Below are 21,686 nucleotides of genomic sequence, written 5' to 3' on the forward strand. Positions count from 1 at the left end.
GGTTTCAAAGGTAATTATTATAAATTTTCAATTTGCAAAATTGAGTTAAATATTTCAATCGTAAAGTAGTACTTTTGTTAAAAAATTAGAGCAATGGATGAGATATTGAAATATTTTCCGGATTTGACCGATATTCAAATCGAACAATTTCAAAAATTAGACTTTTTATACCACGATTGGAATGAAAAAATCAATGTTATTTCGCGTAAAGATATTGATGCCTTATATACTAAACACATTTTGCACTCCCTTGGAATTGCGAAAATCATGAAATTTGAACCTGGAGCAACTGTTCTTGATGTTGGAACAGGTGGAGGATTTCCGGGGATTCCATTGGCGATTCTTTTTCCCGAAACTCGTTTTTATTTAATTGATGTTATTGCAAAAAAAATAAAAGTGGTTCAGGGTGTTGTTGATGCATTAGAATTAAAGAACGTAAAAGCAGAACAAAAACGTGCTGAATTGGTAAAAGGTGACTTCGATTTTATTGTAAGCCGCGCCGTAACCAATATGCCGGATTTTGTTTCGTGGATAAAAGATAAAATCAAAAAGCAGCACAAGCACACTCTAAAAAATGGTATTCTATATCTTAAAGGCGGTGATTTGACAGAAGAATTAAAAGATTTTCCAAAAGCGACTTTATATGACTTATCAACCATTTTTGAAGATGAGTTTTTTGAAACCAAAAAAGTAGTGCATTTGCCTTTAAAATTTACAGTGTAATTTTTAATCGAACTTCTTAGAATAATTAAACCCGATAAGTACTTTTAAGTATTTTATCGGGTTTTTGCATATCAAAAGTGAATAATAATTAAGATGCTTTTTGTGATAATTGTAAAAATGGATTTGATTTAGAGTCTAAATTGGCGATGAAATCCATAAGTCCATTTTCTGAATTTTCATGAGTGAATTCAAATGCTGGATCAAAGAAAAAGTCGCGGCAAATTGCAGGTTCATTTGATGAATCATAAATGGCCTCGTCAGTTTCATCTAGGCTATTGTAGTTGTAGGTACATGGATATAAACGCTTTAATTCTATTACTGTATCGTTGAACCATTTGTCAAAAAACTTCTTTTTTGGAGTAATGTAACGTGCTAATAAAACCAGACCAAGGATTTCGTTTTGAATAAAGTAAGAGCCTTTTCTATATCTTATATCAATCATTCTAATATTCATTAGCGCAACCCAAATAGGTCCGTTTACAGAACCGGATGCGGGTATGTCAAGATTTGGATCAAAGATCAAAGGTGTTGTGTTTTCGGGATTAGCAATTGAGCACCAAAGTGCTTCGATGCGCTGTTGTATATCGGTTGATGCTTTTGAGTATCCTGAAAAACGGCAATTTATCCATTCTAATAAAGCTGCGGCAAGTCCTACAGTGGCTTTGTGATTGATCTCAATTAAGATATTTTCCAGTTCCTTGTTTTCCTCTAAAGGATCTAAAAATTGTTGTATTTTTTTTCGTGTCCAATTAAAATCAATTGGGTGACCTATACTTTTTGATTTTAAAATAATCTCGGGGGTGTTTAAACTTTTCATCATTCTGTTTTATTTTTTTTAGTGATCTGATTTTTAATTGTTTTGAATTTATTCAGTGTCTTTTTAATGTTGTTTTATCTGTGGCAAATTTATAGTGATGCTTATTTTTATAATGTTCCAATAAGTTTTTTAAATGATAGAATAAGTTTTTTGTTGTTGTATGTGCTTGGAAATCAATATAATAAGAAAAAGACTACATTTTTATTATAGCTATAAAACTATCATATTGTTCTACAGTACAATATGATATTGAGGGGTATATTTCTAAATTGTAGTAATTGAATAGCTTCCTTTTTATAATTTTGGATTGTACTGATTTTAATTTTAAAACTTTAAAAAAACATGAGAATCACATTTTGTAAAATGATTTTAATAACTACACTTTTTAGTTTAAAAGCATTTTGTCAAATTAAAGAAGCAAAAGAAACAGAGCAAAATAATTCCGTATCAATTGCAAAAATGGTTCCTTTAAAAGAAAAAGTATTAACGCTGAACAGCAAAAAGCATTAACTCCGGATGCAGTTATTAACAGTCTAAAGGATGGAAACAAACATTATATGAGAAATGATTTGACGTTGAGAGATCATTCGGCTTTAGTTCGCGATGCTTCACAAGGACAATATCCAAAAGCAGTTGTTGTATTCTGTTTAGATAGTAGAGTTCCTGTTTGAGATGTTTTTGATAAAGGAATTGGCGGTCTTTTTGTTGGTAGAGTTGCCGGCAATTTTGTAAACGAAGATTTACTAGTAAGTATTGAATATGGTTGTAAAGTATCTGGAGCGAAGTTTGTCTTAGTTTTAGGACATGAATCCTGTGGAGCTATAAAATCGGCAATTGATGATGTCAAAATGGGAAATATAACAGCAATGCTTGCCAAAATAAAATCTGCAATTGCCAGATCTCAAGATTTTAATGGAGATAAAACTTCAAAGAATCCTGCTTTTGTAGAATATGTTGCTAAAAACAATGTTATGGAAACTATAAAAACAAAAAGCCCAATTTTGAAAGAAATGCTGGATAAAGGCGAAATCAAGATTATTGGAGGGTATTATAACATTCATTCCAGTGAAGTAATTTTCTTGTAGATTTTAATCAGTTTAAAAAAATTGTTTCCAGATGATTCAGCCAGTTTTCTTTATAACTGGTTCCAATTGGAATCTCTATTGCGTTTATTTCAATTTCGTTTTTAGAATATGCCGTCAGTTTTTTTGTCTGAATAATAAAGGAACGATGAATTCGAATAAAATTAGAGTTTAGCAATTTTTCAAAAACGGAAATATTCTGTTTAATATGATGCGATTTTCCGTTTTCAAGATGAATAGTGATATAATCTTTTAAACTTTCGATGTACAAAATTTCGTCAAAGATAATTTTGATGTTCTTGCTGCCGCTGGTTACAAAAATGTGATTTTCAGTTGCTACGTTAATTTCTTTCTTTGGAGTCTGCAATTGTTTGAATTTTTCGATTGAAGCAAAAAAACGATCAAAAGTTATTGGTTTTAAAAGATAATCGATAACGTTAAGTTCATATCCTTCAATTGCATATTCCCGATAAGCAGTTGTAAAAATCACTTTTGGCGGATTTTTGAGTTTCTTTAAAAAGTCAGTTCCTTTTAGTAAAGGCATTTCAATGTCCAGAAAAATCAAATCGACTGTATTTGTTTCCAAAAAAGTATAAGCTTTTAGAGCATTTTCAAAAGAATCGACCAATTCGAAACTTTCAAAATTTATTAAATGAGAAGCAATTAACTCTCTTGCCAAAGGTTCGTCGTCAATAATAATACATTTGTATTTCATTCAAAAAAGAATAAATATTAATAATTTTTAGATCAAAGAATCAGATAAAGTTTGACTGTATAATTATTCCGGGTTTCTTCAATTTCTAATTTATGTTTTTTAGGATATAACAAATCCAATTGTTTCCTGACGTTTTCTAATCCAATTTTAGATTTGTCCGAAATAGTTTTAAGATCATTTTGCGGCTTCGTGTTTTTGATACTAAAAACGATTTGTTCTTTTTTGCTCTCTAAATGCAGTCTGATTTTTGCCTTTTCGGTTTCATTTATGACACCGTGTTTAAAAGCATTTTCTATAAAGGTCAATACAATTAATGGTGAAATTTTATGATTCTGTTGAATGTCTTTAGTAAATAAAATATCTAATCTGTTTTCGCTATAGCGGAGTTTTTCCAGTGCAATATAATTTTCTATCAAAGTGATTTCTTTTTCGATAGAAACATAATCTTCATTACAGCGATACAATACAAAATCCAGAATTTCAGATAATTTAGCAATTACTTCGGGTGCTTTATCGTCTTTTTTTAAGGTTAAAATGTATAAATTATTTAAAGTATTAAATAGAAAATGAGGGTTCAATTGATTTTTCAAAACCTTTAATTCCATTGATTTTTTTTCTTCTTCGAGTTTTAAAAGGCGTTGCTGTTTGCGGTTAAAACTTATAAAACCTAAAATAATAACCGGATAGGTAATAAAAGAAAATTCTCTTAAAATCAGTTTTCCTGAAGTCAGTCTTTCAGGGATCGTCATTTTATGTCCAAGCCAATCTTTAAAGAAATCAGGAAATTTTGGTTCAAGATAATAAAATTTTAAAATCATTAAAAGGGCAAATATGAAATAAAGCCAGCCCAGAGCTGAAAGAATAAAAAGCAGGTATCTTTTTTTGTTTAAAGTGTTTGGAATAATCCAATATATTAAGCCATAACCAACAGATGCTTGTGCTAAAATTTTAAAGGTGTAAATAAATGTAAAGTCATAATAATTTTCATTATCAGACTTATTGGAAATATAAAAGAATAAAAAGAAAATCCAGTAAAAGCAATGAAGTGCAATTCTTTTTAAATCCAGTTTTTTGACGAAATTCATAAGGTATTTTAATTGGGAGCAAGATAGCAAAATATAGAAGTAAGCTTTGCTTGTTGCTATAAATAATGGGTTTTTGCTTTCAAAAACATTGTTTTGGCATACGAATACAATAGAATCGAATTATTGATTATTTGAATGCTAAAACGACCTTTTCAATTGCGCCTGTAATTCTCAAAACTTGTTACAATTATATTCGCTTAAAAAACAATTATGATCAAATTTATCCTTGTATTGCTTGCACTTTTGAGTGAAGTGCTAAAGTAGAATCTCTTTAAAATAATTAACTAACCCAAAACTAAATGAAAAGAATAATTAAAAGTGCAATTGGTATTCTGATTTTAATGAGTACTTCAAATTTATTTTCGCAAGAAAACAAACAAGAAATTAAATACAGTGAAACTTCTAGAGTAATCAAACCTACTTTGTTTGCAGACTTAGGAGAAACTTGCCAAACTCCGGATGGAATGGCTCTGGATAAAAAAGGAAATTTGTTTCTGGCTATTACAAACCCAATTTCATTTGAAAAGTATGGAAGCAAAATCCTAACTTTTGATAAAAATGACAAACCTATAATTTGGTTTGATAAATTGCCATTGCATCCTGTTACAAACAAAGTACACCCAATGGGAATGGAGTTTGGACCTGATGGGAATTTATATATAATGGACAATCAGTTTTTTACCAGAAATGAGAATTTATCCAGATTAATCAGGATTATTGTTAAAGACGGAAAACCAATAAATGCGGAGGTTTTGGCCGAAGGATTTAATTTTGGAGAAGCGGTAAGATGGTCTAAAAACAGAGTTTATATAACTGATGCTTTGTTTGAAAACAGAAGAGAAAGCGGTATTTATAGTTTTTCATTGGAAGAATTAAACAAGAAAAATATTGTTTTGAATCCGTCAAATAAGAAAGATTATCTAGTTGCTACTTTTACCTTAAAGTCTGAAGTTACCAAAAGAACAATTGGGATTGATGGAATTGCTTTTGATAAAAAAGGGAATTTATACGCTGGAAATTTTGGCGATGGTGTAATTACTAAAATGGAGTTTTTTGCAGATGGAAAGCTGAAATCTAAAAAGATTGTTTTTGATTCTGATAAATTAAAATGTTGTGATGGCTTTTTTTATGACGAAAAAAGAAACTCCATCTTCATAGCCAATTATGAAAATAATAGTGTGCATCAGCTGAATTTAGATACGAATACGATTTCATTGATTTGGGAAAATGAAAATGCAAATGGTTCTGACGGACTATTAGATAATCCTTGTGAAACTATTGTCTACAAAGGAAAATTGCTGGTGGTGAATTACGATACTTTTGAAGGAGAAAAAAATAAAGAAGCAGATAGTTTTCATACTATTTCTAGTTTTGAATTATAGATTTTAAAGTTGAAAAGAGTCTTGATCTTTAATGATTACAGGTTACAAATAAATCACATCACAAAAGCCGTCAGCTTCAAAATGAAGTTGGCGGCTTTTTGTATAGAGAGAGTTGTCAATTTTCATTCCTCTGCCATTATTCTTCGTTCATGTACTTTTATTTGTTCAATCTTTATTAGAGAGATACCTTTACTACAGCACTAACAACTTTTACTGTGAAAATAATTACAAGAATATCGACATATTGGAAAATTCAACTCATTGCATGGATTTCGGCTTCTTTGTATTGGGGAATCTCGGCTTTTTTCTATGGTAATTTTATCTGGAAAATGGGTATAGCAGATTTGATATTAGATGTATGCATTGGTATTGCATTGACAAATACTTATAGAAATTTTGCTTTAAAAAAAGGATGGGATAAGTTGAATCTAAAAATGTTAGTACCAAGAATTATAATTAGTGTTTTAGTGCTTTCCTTATTGTATATGTTTCTGATTGTTGGCAAACTTTATCTGGTGCGTTTGTTTTTTCTTAAAAGTGATACGATTTCCTTTTTAGCGTTTTTTAAATCGATACAACTGCAAGTTTTTATTGCCGGAACCAGGCTCATGTCTATTTGGGTATTGGCTTTTCATCTTTATTATTATTCAAGACTTGAGATCGAAACAGTAAAAGAAAATTCCCGATTGTCGATTGTAATGAAAGATGCCCAATTCAATAATCTAAATGCGCAGCTTAATCCTCATTTTCTTTTTAACTCACTGAATAATATAAAATTCTTGGTGTTAGAAAATCCACATTTAGCCAGAAGAGCAATTGATTTATTATCTGAGTTGCTAAGGAATTCCTTAAATAGTAATGTTGCAAGATTGATTCCATTAAATGATGAAATTAACCTTGTCAATGATTATTTGGAACTGGAAAAAATGCGATTTGAAGAACGTCTTCAAATGAAAATTGAAGCAAATGTAGATTTATCACAACATTTAGTTCTTCCTTTAAGTATTCAGACGTTGATTGAAAATGCGATAAAACATGGAATTGAAAAAAGAAAAAACGGTGGAAGTATTACACTGAAAATTGAAGAAGAGAATGGTTTTATAAAAATTAGTGTTCAAAACTCCGGAAAGTTAAGCAAAGAAATTAAAAATTCCGGTATTGGATTGAATAATTTGAGAGAGAGACTTTTGTTACAGTATAAAGGAAAAGCATCTTTTGAAATCATAGAAATGCTCGACGAAACGGTTTTAGCAACGATTTTACTTCCATTAAAATGAAAAAGATAAAAGTTATAATAGTAGATGATGAGCGCCTGTCGAGAGAAGAACTAAAGCGGTCATTAAAATTATATGAAGATTTTGTTCTGATAGGTGAGGCCGAAAATGCTGATGAAGCAAAAGCTTTAATCGAAAATGAAATGCCCGATTTGATTTTTTTAGACATTCAGATGCCGGAGAAATCAGGCTTTGATTTATTAGAGTCGCTTGATAATGTGCCGGAAGTTCTCTTTACTACTGCTCATAATCAATATGCTGTGCAGGCATTTGAGGTTAATGCTTTAGATTATCTAATGAAACCAATAAGAGAGGAGCGTTTTGCAAAAGCAATCGAAAAAATAAGAAATACTATAATTGCTAAATCTTCTTTACAGAATGCTGCAGCAAAAGATCGGAAAATTTTCATTAAAGATGGAGAGAAGCGATTCTTTATTCCATTGGATGAAATTTATTTAATTGAATCACTTGAAAATTACACCAGACTTTTTTTTCAGGATAAAAAAGCCCTGCAAAGACGTTCCCTCCGTCAATGGGAAGAAATACTGGATGAGAATATTTTCTTTAGAATAAACAGAACCGAGATTATAAACATTAATTACATCCGGAAAGTAAGCACTACAATTGGCGGAAGACTGGAAGTACAATTAAAAACAGGAGAACTATTAAAAGTTTCAAATCGTCAATCAGTTAAATTTAAAAATAGCAATGGGATTTAAAACTTGTCTTTTTAGTAATTTATAAATAAAATTAATTCAATAAAAACGATCCAATGAAATCACTTTTAAATTTTGTCTTTCTGGTTTTAGTAATAACTAATGCCTTTTCGCAGCAGACAAGTGTAGCAAAATCGGAGGATTTAAAAAGTGCTTATGATGTTCAGGACAGCGTGATGATCAAAACCAGAGATGGTGCATTTATATCAGCAATGGTGGTGCGAAAAAAAGGAATTTCAACTCCAAAACCTGTACTATTTCAATTCACTATTTATGTTAGGGATAAAGGACGAGATATTAAATCCTTAAAAGAAGCGGCGGACAAAGATTATGTTGGCGTTATTGCCTATTCGCGAGGTAAACGGTTTAGTCCGGATGAAATATTTCCTTATGAAAACGAAGCCAATGATACTTACGATATTATCGATTGGATCAGTAAACAAGAATGGTGTAATGGAAGTGTTGGGATGTATGGTGGAAGTTATAATGGATTTACGCAATGGGCGGCTTGCAAAAAGAGGCATCCGGCACTTAAAACAATTGTACCTTATGTAGCAAACAGACCGGGAATGGGGTTGCCAATGGAAAATAATGTGTTTGTAAATCCTAATTATGAATGGGCATTTTATGTAGGAAATAATAAATATTTAGATACTGTTGCCGGAAATGACAGACAGCGTTTTAGAAAAATGATGTTTAAATGGTGGGAAACCGGAGTTTCGTATAAAAATATGGATAGTATAGATGGAACTCCAAACAGATTTTTTCAGCGATGGATAAAACATCCTTCATTTGACGAATATTGGCAAAAAATGGCACCATATAAGAAGGATTTTGAGCAAATAAATATTCCGGTGTTAGCTTTTGACGGATATTATAATGACTCTCAAAATTCAAGTTTGTATTACGTGAGGGAACTTCAAAAATACAATCCAAAAACACCTGTGTATGTAATAATTGGTCCATATAGTCACTTTGGTGCTCAAATGGGAGGAGAAACTACTTTGAATGATTACAAGGTTGATTCGACAGCGATAATTAATGTAAAAGAAATAACATACGAATGGTTTGATTATATTCTGAAAAACGGCACTAAACCATCAATACTAAAAGATAAAATAAACTATGAAGTAATGGGAGCAAACGAATGGCGAAGCGCTCCTTCTCTTGACAAAATGAGTAATGGTGTTCTAAAATTATATCTTACAGATAATAAATCAGGTAATTTCTATGTATTAAGTAATAAAAAGCCAACTCAAAAAAAATATCTGTGTCAGGAAGTTGATTTTGCTAACAGAGAAATACAAAATAATGATTACTATCCGGATCCTATTATTAGAAAAGAAATCGAAACCAGTAATGGATTTATTTTTATAAGTGAACCCTTAAAAGAATCAATGCTGATTAATGGTTCGTTTTTAGGTGAAATAAAAGCAAGTATCAATAAAAAAGACATGGATATTGGGGTAACTTTATATGAAGTAATGCCCAATGGGGAATATTTTCATTTGTCTTATTTTTTAGGTCGGGCGAGTTATGCCAAAGATAGTACCAAAAGAAACTTGCTGAATCCGAATGCAATAGAATCAATTCCTTTTTCGAATACACATTTGGTAAGTAAACAATTAAGTAAAGGAAGTAGGTTGGTTGTTTCCCTCAATGTTAACAAAAATCCCTTCTCTCAATTAAATTACGGAACAGGAAAAGAAGTTAGCGACGAAAGTATTGAAAATGCCAAAGAACCTTTAAGAATAAAATGGTACAATGACAGTTATGTAGAAATTCCGATTTTGAAATAATAAAGTATCCTCAAAACAAAAGCCGAATCTTATTTAAAAGATTCGGCTTTTTATATTGACAAAGTTTTTAAAACTTGAAACTTTAAACCTGAAACAAAATATTAACCTAAGAAAGGATATCTGTAATCTTCTGGAGTTACAAAAGTTTCTTTGATAGTTCTAGGAGAAGCCCAACGTAATAAGTTCAATGCAGAACCTGCTTTATCGTTAGTTCCTGAAGCTCTTGCTCCACCAAAAGGCTGCATACCTACAACAGCTCCTGTTGGTTTATCGTTGATGTAGAAGTTACCTGCAGCATTTTGCAATTTCGTAGTTGCTACTTCAATAGCATAACGATCCTGGCTAAATACAGCTCCTGTCAAAGCATACTCAGAAGTAGTATCAACTAATTCTAAAGTTTCTTCCCATTTAGCATCTTCATAAACATAAATAGTAATAACTGGTCCGAATAATTCGGTTTCCATTGTAGTATATTTTGGGTTTGTAGTTACAATAACTGTTGGCTCAATAAAGTATCCAACTGATTTATCGTAATTTCCTCCAACAATAATTTCTGCATCAGCGTCTTTTTTAGCCTGGTCGATATAACTTGCTAATTTGTCAAAAGAACCTTCGTGAATAACTGCTGTAATAAAGTTTCCAAAATCTTCCGGAGAACCCATTTTCATAGATTTTACATCAGCAATTAATTGTTCTTTTATAGCTGGCCATAAACTTTGTGGAATATAAGCTCTTGAAGCTGCAGAACATTTTTGCCCTTGAAATTCAAATGCTCCACGAACAATTCCTGTAGCTACTTGTTTTACGTTAGCACTTGGGTGTGCAATGATAAAATCTTTACCACCAGTTTCTCCAACGATTCTTGGATACGTTTTGTAATGGTGAATGTTTGCACCAATTTTAGCCCAGATATCTTTAAATACGTGAGTTGATCCTGTGAAGTGAACTCCAGCGAAATCACGACTTGCCAAAACAGTATCAGTAATCATTAAAGCATCTCCAAAAACAACATTGATAACTCCATCAGGAACACCAGCTTCTTTGAAAACCTCGATGATAATTTGTGTAGAGAAAACCTGGCTATCACTTGGTTTCCAGATCACAACGTTACCCATCATAGCAGCACTTGCAGGAAGATTTGCAGCAATAGCAGTAAAGTTGAAAGGAGTAATAGCATAAACAAAACCTTCAAGAGGTCTGTATTCTAAACGATTCCAAGTTGTAGAATCTGATTTTGGCTGATCGTTATAAATTTGCGTCATGAACTCTACGTTGTAACGTAAAAAGTCAATTAATTCGCAAGAAGCATCAATTTCTGCCTGGTGAATATTTTTAGATTGTCCAATCATTGTAGCTGCGTTAATACGAGCTCTGTATGGACCTGCGATAAGTTCAGCAGCTTTTAAGAAAATAGCAGCACGTTGTTCCCATGCCATATTTGCCCATGCTTTTCGTGATTCAAGAGCATTAGCAATTGCTTTTTCGATATGTTGTTTTTCAGCTAAATGATAAGTTCCAACGATGTGTTTATGATCGTGTGGAGCCGACATTGTTCTTGTATTTCCAGTTCTGATTTCTTCGCTTCCGATATATAAAGGAACGTCAATTTTAGAATTCCACATTGTGGTATAAGCCGCCTGAACAGCTGCTTTTTCTGGTGAGTTAGGTGCGTAGCCTTTTACCGGTTCGTTTACCGCTTTTGGTACATGAAAGAATCCTTTTAGCATGTTATTTAAAATTAGATAATTAGACAATTTATGCGTTAGACGATTTGATTGTTACGAATAATCTAACGTTGCACAAAAGTACAAAGGATAAATTAATAATTTGATAAATTTATGATTTAGATAACGATAAAAAGCGCAGATTTAAACTAAACTTTAGTTTAAGGCAAAAGGAGCACACATTCTAAAAGTAGGAACAATAACTTTGAATGTTTTTGTAGTAGTAAAATTGATCATATTAAAATGACCTTTCATTGCGCCATAAGGCGATGATAGTAGACAACCAGAGCTATAAGTGTGATTTTCTCCCGGTTTTAAAACTGGTTTTTTACCAATAACACCTTCTCCGTCAACAACCTCTAAATCGTTTAGTGAGTCAAAAATTTCCCAGTGACGGGAAGTCAACTGAACAGAATCTTTGCTGTGATTTTCGATTGTAACGACATAACTAAAGGCAAAATGAATCTTGTAGTTCTTGAAGTAAGTACCTTCAAAACTAGTCAAAACTGATATTTTTATGCCTCTTGTAATTTGAGAAACCATACTAAAGTAGTATATATGTGTGCGTTATATGTGCAAATCTACAAAAAAAAATCATTCCGCCCGAAACCTTAACAATGTTTTAATGAATGATGAGTAATGTTTTAATTTATGATGTTTATAGAGTTTGCATTTCCTTTTCCGATAACTCTTTGGTAGCGATCAGAGGTTTCTTTGTAATAAACTAGTATGGTGTACTCATTTTCAGTTTGATAAAAATTTCCGTCAATCGCATTTTCGTTGTCAATCACACCTTTTTTATCGGCAACTGTGTATTGAAAATTGGTAAACCCCTGCTTGATCATAACCGCTTTTTCATATAATCCTTTTTCTGCATTATAATCCATTTTATATTCCGGTGACAAGCTGTAATTATTGAACATTCCGGTAATATAGATGTCTTTATTTAACTGGAAAGCCGGTGCCGAAAGACTAAAATAAACCCAGGCATAATCAGCTTCGATTTCGTTATTGGCGGCGTTTATATTTTTAACAACAAAATTTCCGTTCACATCCTGATTTAGAGTATAAATTTGATTGCCTCGCGCCAGATTTGTGTACAAATAAGAATTGTAGATATCATTGTTTGCGCCAACTCTCGCAACATTATTACTTCCGGCACGAATGTCTTTATTCTCAAAATATAGAAACTCATTTCCGCCCCAAAACTGGGTTTCTTTGTTGTATTTATAAACCAGTTGATTTCCTATTGTATATTGTGGCGGAATGTTTTTAATACCAGTATTAAGATTTCCGTTTTGTAATAAAAGAATTTTTACGTTTTGTAATGGAGTTTGAAAAACGATGTCATTTGACAATACAGCAAAATCCAGATTTTGTTTGTAGTCTATATTTGTAACGTCACGGCTTCTTTTTACCTGAGCTGTTACGGTCGAATGATCTTCGTACAAAATAAACTTTCTCGAAAAAACAACTTCTCTGTCTTCATTAAGAATTTTCAAAATATAGTTTCCTGAAATTCGCAATTCACTGGTAAACTGATTTGGAAAAGGAAGTCGATAATGCGAATAAACCTGAAGCGTATTGAATGAATTCGAATAATCAGTAATTCTCTGATTATCGAAACCTCGTATATAATCTGTTTTAGGGATATCAGTTGGAATCCAATTGTAATCACAATGTGTTACTTCAAAATAATAATTAGCTTCATTGCCAAATAAATCATCAAATTGAAATTGAAATGAATCGCCCAATTGAAATATCGGAACAACATTATTACCGCCCTGAATAAATGAAACAGTTTTAATGTTATAGGGAGGAACTACTTCGGTTTGTACTTCTTGGGCTGTCGCCGAAGTAAAAATGAAAAGCAGAAGGAGATTTCTAAATAAAAATTTTGGCATCATATTACGTTGTAAGATTGTAAATATAACAATTTTATATAACGAATATGATGCCAATTTATTGGTTTTGAAAACAAGTTATTAAGAACCCAGAATGTATTCTAAATTAACTTCGATTTCGTCATTAACAAAACTTTCTTCTAAAAGTGAGTCAGATAATAGCTTTTTGTTTTCCTGCAGCTTGATGATTTTTTCTTCCACCGTATTTTTTGAAATAAACCGAATCACATTTACTTTATTCAATTGTCCAATTCTGTGCGCCCTTCCAACTCCTTGCTTTTCAGCAAAAGGATTCCACCAGGGATCTAAAAACAAAACATAAGAAGCTTTGGTAATATTCAATCCAACTCCACCGGCTTTTAGCGAAATAAAAAATAACAAAGGCTCTTCTTTTTCCTGAAATAAATTTACCTGCTGTTCTCTTTTCTTCGCAGGAGTTTCGCCTGTAATTTCGCAATACGCTATTTTGTTTTCCTTACACCAATCGGTATAAAAACTCAAATTAGTAACAAACGAACTGAAAATAATAGTTTTTTGTTTCTCTTTTACTAAAGTTTCCAGATAATTAGTAACCGCAATATATTTTCCGGAATCAATTTCAGATTCCTGATCGACCATTTTCGGGTGATTACTCAATTGTCTTAACTTCATCAAAGTATTGATAATGCTGATTTTGTCAGGACTTGAACCGTCTGTTTTTAATAAAAAATTACGAGCTTTAGATTTCTCTTTTTCATATAATTTTTCCTGTTCAGGATCCATATCGCAATAGTAAATCTGCTCCGTTAATTCCGGTAAATCCTTTAAAACCTGTTCTTTTGTTCGTCGCAAAATATATGGCTGAATAAGATTTTTTAATTCAAACAAGCTGTTTTCGTCTTGCTTTTTCTCGATCGGAATTTTAAAATTCTCGGCAAAAAAAGCATAAGTACCCAAAATATCAGGATTTATAAACTGCATTTGCGACCATAAATCGTCTAACGAGTTTTCGATTGGCGTACCACTTAAAGCGATTTTATGAGAGACATTGATTTTGTTTATTGCTTTAAAAATCTTGGAATCCTTATTTTTAATGTATTGACTTTCGTCCAGAATTAAATAGCGGAAATTATATTTCTCTAAAATTGAAATATCACGATGAACAATGCTGTAACTAGTAAAAATTAAATCTGATGTTTCTAAGCGATTCTGTAATTGCTTTCTATCGTTTCCAACATATTGCATTTTCGAAAAATGCGGTGTAAATTTTGCAGCTTCGTTATACCAGTTAAAAACCAATGAAGACGGTAAAACAATTAACGTTTTTAAAGGTTCTTTTTCGATCGTAGTTTCGTTCTGAAACAAATCAAAATTCGTGGTTTTCGTTGTAAATCCTAATTGTTCCTGTACGGCAACTAAAACCGCTAAGGTTTGTAAAGTCTTACCAAGTCCCATATCATCAGCAAGACAGGCGCCCAAATTTGAATTAAAATGACTCAAAAGCCATTTTACTCCATCAATTTGATAAGGTCGCAAAGTTGCTTTTAATAAATCAGAAGACACATATTCGGCTTGCAGAATTGGATTTACATCGTCTTTGATTTCCGGAATCGCATCCAAAGCCGCAAAATTAGTTTTACGTAAAAGTAAATTTCCATCTTCGGTTTTAGCTAATTTAGCCAGTGAACTATATTTACTAAGCCATTCTAAAGGAATAAGAAAATAGTTTCCGTCAGGCAGTAAAAAGAGCCTTTCCTTGCTTTTTATATTCGGAATAATCTCGCTGAAATTGATTTTATATGTTCCTACAGAAATGATTATTTTAATATCAAACCAATCTTCTTTTGTTTCTCCTTTTGAAGTTGCAATAGTATGATTTTCGGTAATGATTTCTTTGCTTTCCAGTTTTAGATTCTCGATTGTAAATCCTAAACTTTCCAGTTCTTCTTTACGATCAATAACGAATTGAATATTGGTATAAGGATCAGGAACTTCGGTATCTGAATTCAATCCGAATAATTCGTTTTTGATTTTTACTAAACCAATTTTCTGTAATTTTTCTGTGTATAAATTTTCATCAGAACTTCGTTTAAACTGAATTATTTTCGGCTCATTTATAAGACCAAAATCAACAAACGAATGTGTTTTTTTTGTTTTACTGGCGTCAAATATATAGCCGTTATAATCAAAATAAAGGTTGAGGTAATAACAGTTTTTAAAGAAATCATAAACAGGCTGAATCGTACATGAAATGATTTTGTCCCGAAGTTTAATTTCGAAACCGGTCGCGTCAATGTCTATTTTTTTGGCTATTTCAGGAATGAAATTCTTAAAATAATTGTCAACTAATTTTGAAGGTATTTCGATTGATTTCTTCTTTAAAAAAGGAGAAAGTTTCTTAGAATTAAGATCTTTTAGCTGTCCTAATTTTTTATCGACAATTAACCAGCCCGGTTCATCCAAAAGAATATCGACACTTTTATCCATTGGTAAAAATGAAGTTTCGTTTTCTTTTAAAGATAGGGTATAAGTAATTCCTTCGGTATGTTTATCAAATTGAATTTGAGGTTCAAAATCCAAGGAAGTTGTGTCGATTCTCCAACGATAAAAATCCTTTTCGGCACTCATATTAGCAGATAACGGATATTGTTCTTTTACAATTAGATTGTAAAAGGATTCTAAGTTAAATTTTAAATGCTGACGAATGGCAAATTCAATTTTGGAGTCTTTTTGTAAATCAGCAATTGTTTTTGCCGATTTGATTTTGGCGCTGAATTTTTTGAAAATAAAGTCAGGCTTTAAAGACTCACAAGCGGTGAGTATTTTTTTGGTGCTGGAATCTAAATTTTCAAAAGCGATTCCAAAACTTTCGAGTACATCTGTACTTGCTTTTTTGTCTAAGTATTTAATATCATCGGTATTGTCGATGATATAGGCAGTTGGGATAAAGACATTCAGATTTTTTTCAAAACTGATGTCAAAACAAAATTGAAATGATTTTGAGAGTTCCAAGATTAGGGGGTGAGTTTAATTGTGATTTGGGCGTGGACTAAAATTTAAAAAGTTTTCAAATTATTGCTATTTTGAAAACTTTTTAAGGGAATTTATATGGTAAAAAAACTGTTTAGTTTTCTTGTTTAAAACAAAGTGGAATAATTTCACCTTTTGCTAAGCAATATTTCTCTACCAATTCTGGAGAGATTTTATTGGTGTAATCTTCTTCGATTACGATAAAGCCAATGCTTCTTAGTTTATCAAAATAATCACGGCCGTAAATACGAACGTGGTCGTATTGTCCAAAAATTTTAGCGCGTTCTTTTTGATCTGTAATACTATCATCGGCAAAAGTTACTGCTCTCGATAAATCCTGTGGAATTTGCAAAATTGCCATTCCACCCGGTTTCAATACACGAAACAATTCCTGCATTGCTTTTGTATCGTCCGGAATATGTTCTAAAACGTGATTACATAAAATAACATCGTATTCATTGTTTTTGAAAGGCAAATTACAAATGTCTGCTTTTACATCTGCCAAAGGCGAAAATAAATCAGTTGTAGTATAATCAAGGTTTTTCTGCTTGCGGAATCTTTTATAAAAAGCTTGTTCCGGAGCAAAATGAAGTACTTTTTTTGGTGCTGTAAAAAAATCAGTCTGATCGTTTAAATACAACCAAAGTAAACGGTGTCTTTCTAACGAAAGTGTACTTGGCGAAAGCACATTGTTACGTTGTTTTCCGTATCCGTAAGGCAAAAACGATCTAAAACTTTTTCCATCAATCGGGTCAGTAAATCGACTTCCTTTTAATGAAAGTGCCAAAATTGGACGTGCCACATAACTTAAACGAATTAATAATGGACGCGGGATTGTATTTAATACTAGTTTGAATAGTTTTTTCACGATTTGATGATTTGAACACGAATTTCACTAATTAACACGGATTAATGTTGTGGTGAAATTTCACGAACCTTGATTTGGGTTAGAGTATTATTCTTTTATATTTAAGACTGTCTTCTCCAAAATTAACTAGTAAACCTAGTTTGTTTTTTGATGCAGCCAGGTAATTTAATGTTTGTTTTATTTCACTACTTGAAAGTGCTACAATTGCTTTTAGTTCTAAAATAATCTGATCAAAAACTACAAAATCTGCAAAGTAATAACTTGATAAGATGATGTCTTTATACGCGATATTGTATTTTAATTCACGACTATATGGTATTTCATTTTTTTGAAACTCATATTCCAATGCGTCACCGTAAACCTTTTCACTATGTCCTTTGCCTAAAATTTTGTGGACTTCCATACAGATTCCAATAATTTTATAAGATTCCTCTTTTAAATACAATTCATTCATCATCATCTTCAGTGAAATTTTAGGCAAAAAGCGAATTCGTGCTAATTAGTGAAATTCGTGTTATAATACTAACGGCACTTTTCTGAATTCATCTTCTTCGTTGCTTACGATTCCTAAGGCTTTATAGATGTATTGGAAAGTTGATAATAATTCTGGTTTTCCGTCTATTAACGCCACGTCGTGTTCGAAATGTGCACTTGCTTTTCCGTCAGCAGTTGTAATTGTCCAGCCGTCTTTATGTTGTTTGATGTTTCTTGTTCCCATGTTAATCATTGGTTCAATTGCAACAACCATTCCTTCAACAAAAAGTTTTCCGCGACCACGTTTTCCGTAGTTTGGCATTTCTGGTTCTTCGTGCATTTTTTGCCCTAAACCGTGACCAACCAATTCGCGAACAACTCCGTAACCGTGAGATTCAGTATATTTTTGAATCGCATTTCCAACATCTTCAACGCGATTTCCAGCTTTAAATTCTCTAATCCCTACATAAAGAGATTCTTTAGTCACTTGCAGAAGTTTTTTAACTTCAGGAGCAACTTCTCCAATTTCAAAACTATAAGCATGGTCACCATGATATCCATTTTTGAATGCACCACAATCTACCGAAATTACGTCACCGCTTTTCAATGGCGTATTATTCGGAATTCCGTGTACAACCTGAGAGTTTGGACTCATACAAAGTGAATTCGGAAAATCATATAATCCCAAGAAACTAGGAACCGCACCGTGATCACGGATAAATTCCTCAGCTAATTTGTCAAGATATAATGTGGTAACTCCTTCTTTGATTTCAGAAGCAATCATTCCTAATGTTTTCGATACGATTAAAGCACTTTCGCGCATTAATTCAATTTCCTCTCTACTTTTTTGGATAATCATATTTTTCAGATTTTCAGTTCGCAAAAGTACGATTTTAATATTATTTTTTTAGGTTGATGAATTTAAAAATTTTCGCCGCGAATTTTATGAATTAACATAAATGGAATAGTCTAAATTTTTGCCACGAATTTCAAGAATTTTTACTAATTAGTTTGTGTGCAGGTTTTGAAAACAATGATTTTGCGTCAAAATTTATTTGTGCTAATTAGTGAAATTCGTGGCAAACCTTAATTTTTTAAATTCAACTCAAAATCTCTTAGACTTAGTATTTGACAGAAAAGCCGTAAATTAGTAATAGTTAAAAAATTATAATTATGGAAACGTCTATAGATCAGGAAAATATATCCAAGAAAAAAGCTTTAAATAAAATGAAAGGGAATGCTTTGGCACTTTTAGGTGTTGCAGTACTTTTATTTATCATTGCTATTTATTTTAAAATTCCAATGTTGCAGGCTTTTAGCGAAGCGGCAATGGTAGGGGGAATTGCTGACTGGTTTGCTGTTGTAGCTTTGTTCCGTCATCCGTTAGGAATCCCAATTTGGCACACCGCTATTATTCCAACTAAGAAAAATGAGATTGGTGAAAATCTGGGGAATTTTGTTTCAGAAGAATTTCTGAATCGTGAAAAACTGGAAATTAAAATAGAAGAATTCAACTTTGCAACAAAAGCTTCTGAATGGCTTTCTCATGACGAAAACGCCAATAAAATTGCCAATTTGGTGGCTGTAAATGTTATTCCCGGAGTCTTGAAAACATTAAAAGATGAAGATATAAAACACTTTATTCAAACTCAATTCAAAGAAAAACTGGAAGCAATTAATTTTGGAGAATGGGTAGCGCTGGCTTTAGAGCCTTTGCAGAAAGGGAATGTAAAGGATGAATTGCTCACAAATGTTCTGAATGTGATGAGCACAGAACTTAGTAATAACAAAGATTTAATCAGGAGAAAAGTAAAAGAATCGACACCATTTTTGAGTTTTGGCTTAGCCGATAAAAGCATTACAGAAGGAGTTTTTAATGGATTAGCAGATTTTCTAAACGAAGCTAAACAACCGGGAAGTGCTATTAGAGTTAAGATTGATGAATATGTTTATGATTTTCTGGATAAAGTGAAGAATTCGGAAGAAATGAGGGTAAAAATCAATACGATGATTCTTGGCTTTGCCGGAAAAAAAGAAGTTCAGGATTACATCAATGGAATTTGGGACGAAATAAAATTGTCAATTACCAATGATTTAGAAAAAGGGGAGGAGTCTTCGATTAAGAAAAATATTTCCGGTTTGATTCAAGGCTTTGGAAACGGAATAAAAGAAGATCCTGTAATGATTGACAAGATCAATAATTTTATCAAAAACGATTTGCTTTCTATTCTTTTAAACAATAAAAAAGTGATTGGAGATTTGATTTCGTCAACCGTAAAAAGTTGGGATGGGAAAGAGGTTTCGGAGAAATTAGAATTAGAAATCGGTAAAGATCTCCAATACATCAGAATCAACGGAACTCTGGTTGGTGGACTTATCGGAATCTTGATCTATTTTGTTGAATGGACTTACCATTATTTTGTGATGTAATACTTGTTCAGAAGAAATACATCCAATTTTGTCATTTCTGCTTCGTCGAAATTGACAAGAAAACTTAACGTGGATTTGTGTTTAAAAACAAAAAAGAGACAAATTATTAAAACGTGTCTCTTTTCTTATATAATAAAATGGATTTCTACAATAACGAGTGACAAGTCATTGCGTTAGGTTGCTGAACTCCCATTAATTCTAAAATAGTAGGAGCGATGTCACCAAGAACACCATTTTGGATATTTTTTAATTCTTTATCAACCAGAATAATCGGTACTGGGTTTGTTGTATGCGCTGTATTTGGGCTTCCGTCAGGATTAATCATTGTTTCGCAATTTCCGTGATCGGCAATTACGATTGTAGTATAATCATTGGCAAGAGCTGCTTCGATAACTTGTTTTACACAAGCATCAACAGCTTCACAAGCCTTAATTGCTGCGTTCATGATTCCGGTATGACCAACCATGTCTCCGTTAGCAAAGTTTAAACAAACGAAATCAACTTCACCTTTCTTCAATTCAGGAACAAGAGCAGCTGTAAGTTCAAATGCGCTCATTTCCGGTTGTAAATCGTAAGTTGCTACTTTTGGAGAATTTCTCAAAATACGAGATTCACCTTCAAAAGGAGTTTCTCTTCCACCAGAAAAGAAAAATGTCACGTGTGGATATTTCTCTGTTTCAGCAATACGAATTTGTTTTTTCCCCGCTTTTTCTAAAACCTCACCAAGAGTTTCGGTAATATTATCTTTGTTGTAAACTACTTTTACGTTTTGGTATGTTTCGTCGTAGTTTGTAAGCGTTACATAATACAAGTTTAACTTGTGCATGTTTTGCTCGTGGAAATCTTGTTGCGAAAGCGCTTCTGTAAGTTCGCGGCCTCTGTCAGTTCTGAAGTTAAAGAAAATTACAACATCATTTTCTTCAATAGTTGCCAGTGGTTTGTCGTTTGCGTCAACCATTACAATTGGAGCAATAAACTCATCTGTAACATCGTGTGCATAACTGTCAAGAACACTTGCAACTGCATTTTTAGATGGAGTTCCAATAGCGTTAACTACTAAATCATAAGCTAGTTTTACACGTTCCCAACGTTTGTCACGATCCATTGCGTAGTAACGGCCAATGATCGAAGCAATTTTTACCGGTGTATCTTTAATATGATCTTCTAAATCCTGAATGTATTTTGCTCCGGATTTTGGGTCAACATCACGACCATCAGTAAAAGCATGAATAAAAACTTTATCTAAACCATATTCTTGCGAAGCGTCGATTAATCCACGTAAGTGAGAAGTATGAGAGTGAACACCTCCATCAGAAACTAATCCTAAAAAGTGTACTTTTTTATTGTTTTCTTTAGCATATGTAAAAGCGTCAACAAGTACTTGTTCTTTGGCAAGTGTTTTGTTTGCTACGGCTAAGTTTATTTTGGCTAAATCCTGATATACAATTCTTCCGGCACCAAGATTCATGTGACCAACTTCACTGTTTCCCATTTGACCTTCAGGTAAACCAACATTTAATCCGTCAGTTCGAAGTTGTGCGCTTGGGTATTTTTGGTAAAGACTGTTTATAAAAGGAACGTTTGCGTTGTCTATTGCAGATACTTTAGGGTCAGGAGATTTTCCCCAACCGTCTAAAATCATTAGAATTACTTTTTTATTCATCATTTTTAGTTTTTTACAAAG

General features: G+C 32.3%; 19 protein-coding genes. 8 read left to right on the forward strand and 11 right to left on the reverse strand.

The annotated features are described in order from the left end of the window. Window positions 1-93: 93 nt before the first annotated feature. Entirely contained in the window at window positions 94-723 is a 630-nt protein-coding gene (gene rsmG / locus CHB81_RS23180) for a 16S rRNA (guanine(527)-N(7))-methyltransferase RsmG (protein WP_089354210.1), read from the forward strand. Window positions 724-811: 88 nt separating this feature from the next. Here the strand turns inward: rsmG and CHB81_RS23185 are convergent, their stop codons facing one another. After that, the gene (locus CHB81_RS23185) at window positions 812-1,543 is read right to left on the reverse strand and encodes a hypothetical protein (RefSeq protein WP_254921267.1); all 732 of its coding nucleotides are present in this window, start codon (window positions 1,541-1,543) and stop codon (window positions 812-814) included. Between the two features lie 339 nt (window positions 1,544-1,882). Between CHB81_RS23185 and CHB81_RS27065 the strand changes: the two genes are divergently transcribed. After that, a complete protein-coding gene (locus CHB81_RS27065) occupies window positions 1,883-2,050 on the forward strand; it encodes a hypothetical protein (protein ID WP_199232498.1) in 168 nt (55 codons plus the stop codon). A 179-nt stretch (window positions 2,051-2,229) separates the two neighbouring features. Beyond that, window positions 2,230-2,625 carry a carbonic anhydrase gene (locus tag CHB81_RS23190; protein ID WP_254921268.1) on the forward strand — a complete coding sequence of 132 codons (396 nt, stop codon included), beginning with the start codon at window positions 2,230-2,232 and terminating at the stop codon, window positions 2,623-2,625. Window positions 2,626-2,632: 7 nt separating this feature from the next. On the opposite strand, the gene CHB81_RS23195 is transcribed toward CHB81_RS23190, so the two are convergent. Together CHB81_RS23195 and CHB81_RS23200 are read right to left on the reverse strand one after the other, a co-directional pair. Beyond that, window positions 2,633-3,337 carry a LytTR family DNA-binding domain-containing protein gene (locus CHB81_RS23195; protein ID WP_089354212.1) on the reverse strand — a complete coding sequence of 235 codons (705 nt, stop codon included), beginning with the start codon at window positions 3,335-3,337 and terminating at the stop codon, window positions 2,633-2,635. Between the two features lie 32 nt (window positions 3,338-3,369). Then, window positions 3,370-4,422: a sensor histidine kinase gene (locus CHB81_RS23200; protein ID WP_089354213.1), complete on the reverse strand. Its 1,053-nt coding sequence runs from the start codon at window positions 4,420-4,422 to the stop codon at window positions 3,370-3,372. A 299-nt stretch (window positions 4,423-4,721) separates the two neighbouring features. Between CHB81_RS23200 and CHB81_RS23205 the strand changes: the two genes are divergently transcribed. From CHB81_RS23205 to CHB81_RS23220, 4 genes are all read left to right on the forward strand, one after another. Continuing rightward, entirely contained in the window at window positions 4,722-5,804 is a 1,083-nt protein-coding gene (locus CHB81_RS23205; protein WP_089354214.1) for a hypothetical protein, read from the forward strand. Window positions 5,805-6,019: 215 nt separating this feature from the next. Beyond that, the gene (locus CHB81_RS23210) at window positions 6,020-7,081 is read left to right on the forward strand and encodes a sensor histidine kinase (protein WP_089354215.1); all 1,062 of its coding nucleotides are present in this window, start codon (window positions 6,020-6,022) and stop codon (window positions 7,079-7,081) included. Further along, window positions 7,078-7,797 (forward strand): LytTR family DNA-binding domain-containing protein, encoded by a 720-nt coding sequence (locus tag CHB81_RS23215; protein WP_089354216.1) that lies wholly within the window; start codon window positions 7,078-7,080, stop codon window positions 7,795-7,797. The genes CHB81_RS23210 and CHB81_RS23215 overlap by 4 nt, the downstream gene beginning before the upstream one ends. A 53-nt stretch (window positions 7,798-7,850) precedes the next feature. After that, window positions 7,851-9,593 (forward strand): CocE/NonD family hydrolase, encoded by a 1,743-nt coding sequence (locus CHB81_RS23220; protein ID WP_089354217.1) that lies wholly within the window; start codon window positions 7,851-7,853, stop codon window positions 9,591-9,593. Window positions 9,594-9,694: 101 nt separating this feature from the next. Here CHB81_RS23220 and pruA read toward each other — a convergent pair whose 3' ends face one another. The 7 genes from pruA to map form a co-directional block, all read right to left on the reverse strand. After that, entirely contained in the window at window positions 9,695-11,320 is a 1,626-nt protein-coding gene (pruA, locus tag CHB81_RS23225; protein WP_089354218.1) for an L-glutamate gamma-semialdehyde dehydrogenase, read from the reverse strand. 153 nt (window positions 11,321-11,473) lie between these two features. Continuing rightward, window positions 11,474-11,860 (reverse strand): Co2+/Mg2+ efflux protein ApaG, encoded by a 387-nt coding sequence (gene apaG, locus CHB81_RS23230; RefSeq protein WP_008467225.1) that lies wholly within the window; start codon window positions 11,858-11,860, stop codon window positions 11,474-11,476. A 101-nt stretch (window positions 11,861-11,961) separates the two neighbouring features. Further along, entirely contained in the window at window positions 11,962-13,221 is a 1,260-nt protein-coding gene (locus tag CHB81_RS23235; protein ID WP_089354219.1) for a DUF5103 domain-containing protein, read from the reverse strand. A gap of 81 nt (window positions 13,222-13,302) precedes the next feature. Then, the gene (locus CHB81_RS23240) at window positions 13,303-16,212 is read right to left on the reverse strand and encodes a DEAD/DEAH box helicase (RefSeq protein WP_089354220.1); all 2,910 of its coding nucleotides are present in this window, start codon (window positions 16,210-16,212) and stop codon (window positions 13,303-13,305) included. A 112-nt stretch (window positions 16,213-16,324) separates the two neighbouring features. Continuing rightward, window positions 16,325-17,098, reverse strand: a complete 774-nt coding sequence (locus CHB81_RS23245) for a class I SAM-dependent methyltransferase (protein WP_089354221.1) — start codon at window positions 17,096-17,098, stop codon at window positions 16,325-16,327. Window positions 17,099-17,177: 79 nt separating this feature from the next. After that, window positions 17,178-17,552, reverse strand: coding sequence for a GxxExxY protein (locus CHB81_RS23250; protein WP_089354222.1), 375 nt, complete (start codon window positions 17,550-17,552; stop codon window positions 17,178-17,180). Between the two features lie 60 nt (window positions 17,553-17,612). Beyond that, entirely contained in the window at window positions 17,613-18,431 is an 819-nt protein-coding gene (gene map / locus CHB81_RS23255; protein WP_089354223.1) for a type I methionyl aminopeptidase, read from the reverse strand. 314 nt (window positions 18,432-18,745) lie between these two features. Between map and CHB81_RS23260 the strand changes: the two genes are divergently transcribed. Beyond that, the gene (locus CHB81_RS23260) at window positions 18,746-20,002 is read left to right on the forward strand and encodes a DUF445 domain-containing protein (protein WP_089354224.1); all 1,257 of its coding nucleotides are present in this window, start codon (window positions 18,746-18,748) and stop codon (window positions 20,000-20,002) included. A 145-nt stretch (window positions 20,003-20,147) separates the two neighbouring features. Here CHB81_RS23260 and gpmI read toward each other — a convergent pair whose 3' ends face one another. After that, window positions 20,148-21,665 (reverse strand): 2,3-bisphosphoglycerate-independent phosphoglycerate mutase, encoded by a 1,518-nt coding sequence (gene gpmI / locus CHB81_RS23265; RefSeq protein WP_089354225.1) that lies wholly within the window; start codon window positions 21,663-21,665, stop codon window positions 20,148-20,150. Window positions 21,666-21,686 lie beyond the last annotated feature (21 nt).

Source organism: Flavobacterium sp. ov086 (assembly GCF_900187965.1).
In the GTDB taxonomy this organism is placed as follows: Bacteria; Bacteroidota; Bacteroidia; order Flavobacteriales; family Flavobacteriaceae; genus Flavobacterium.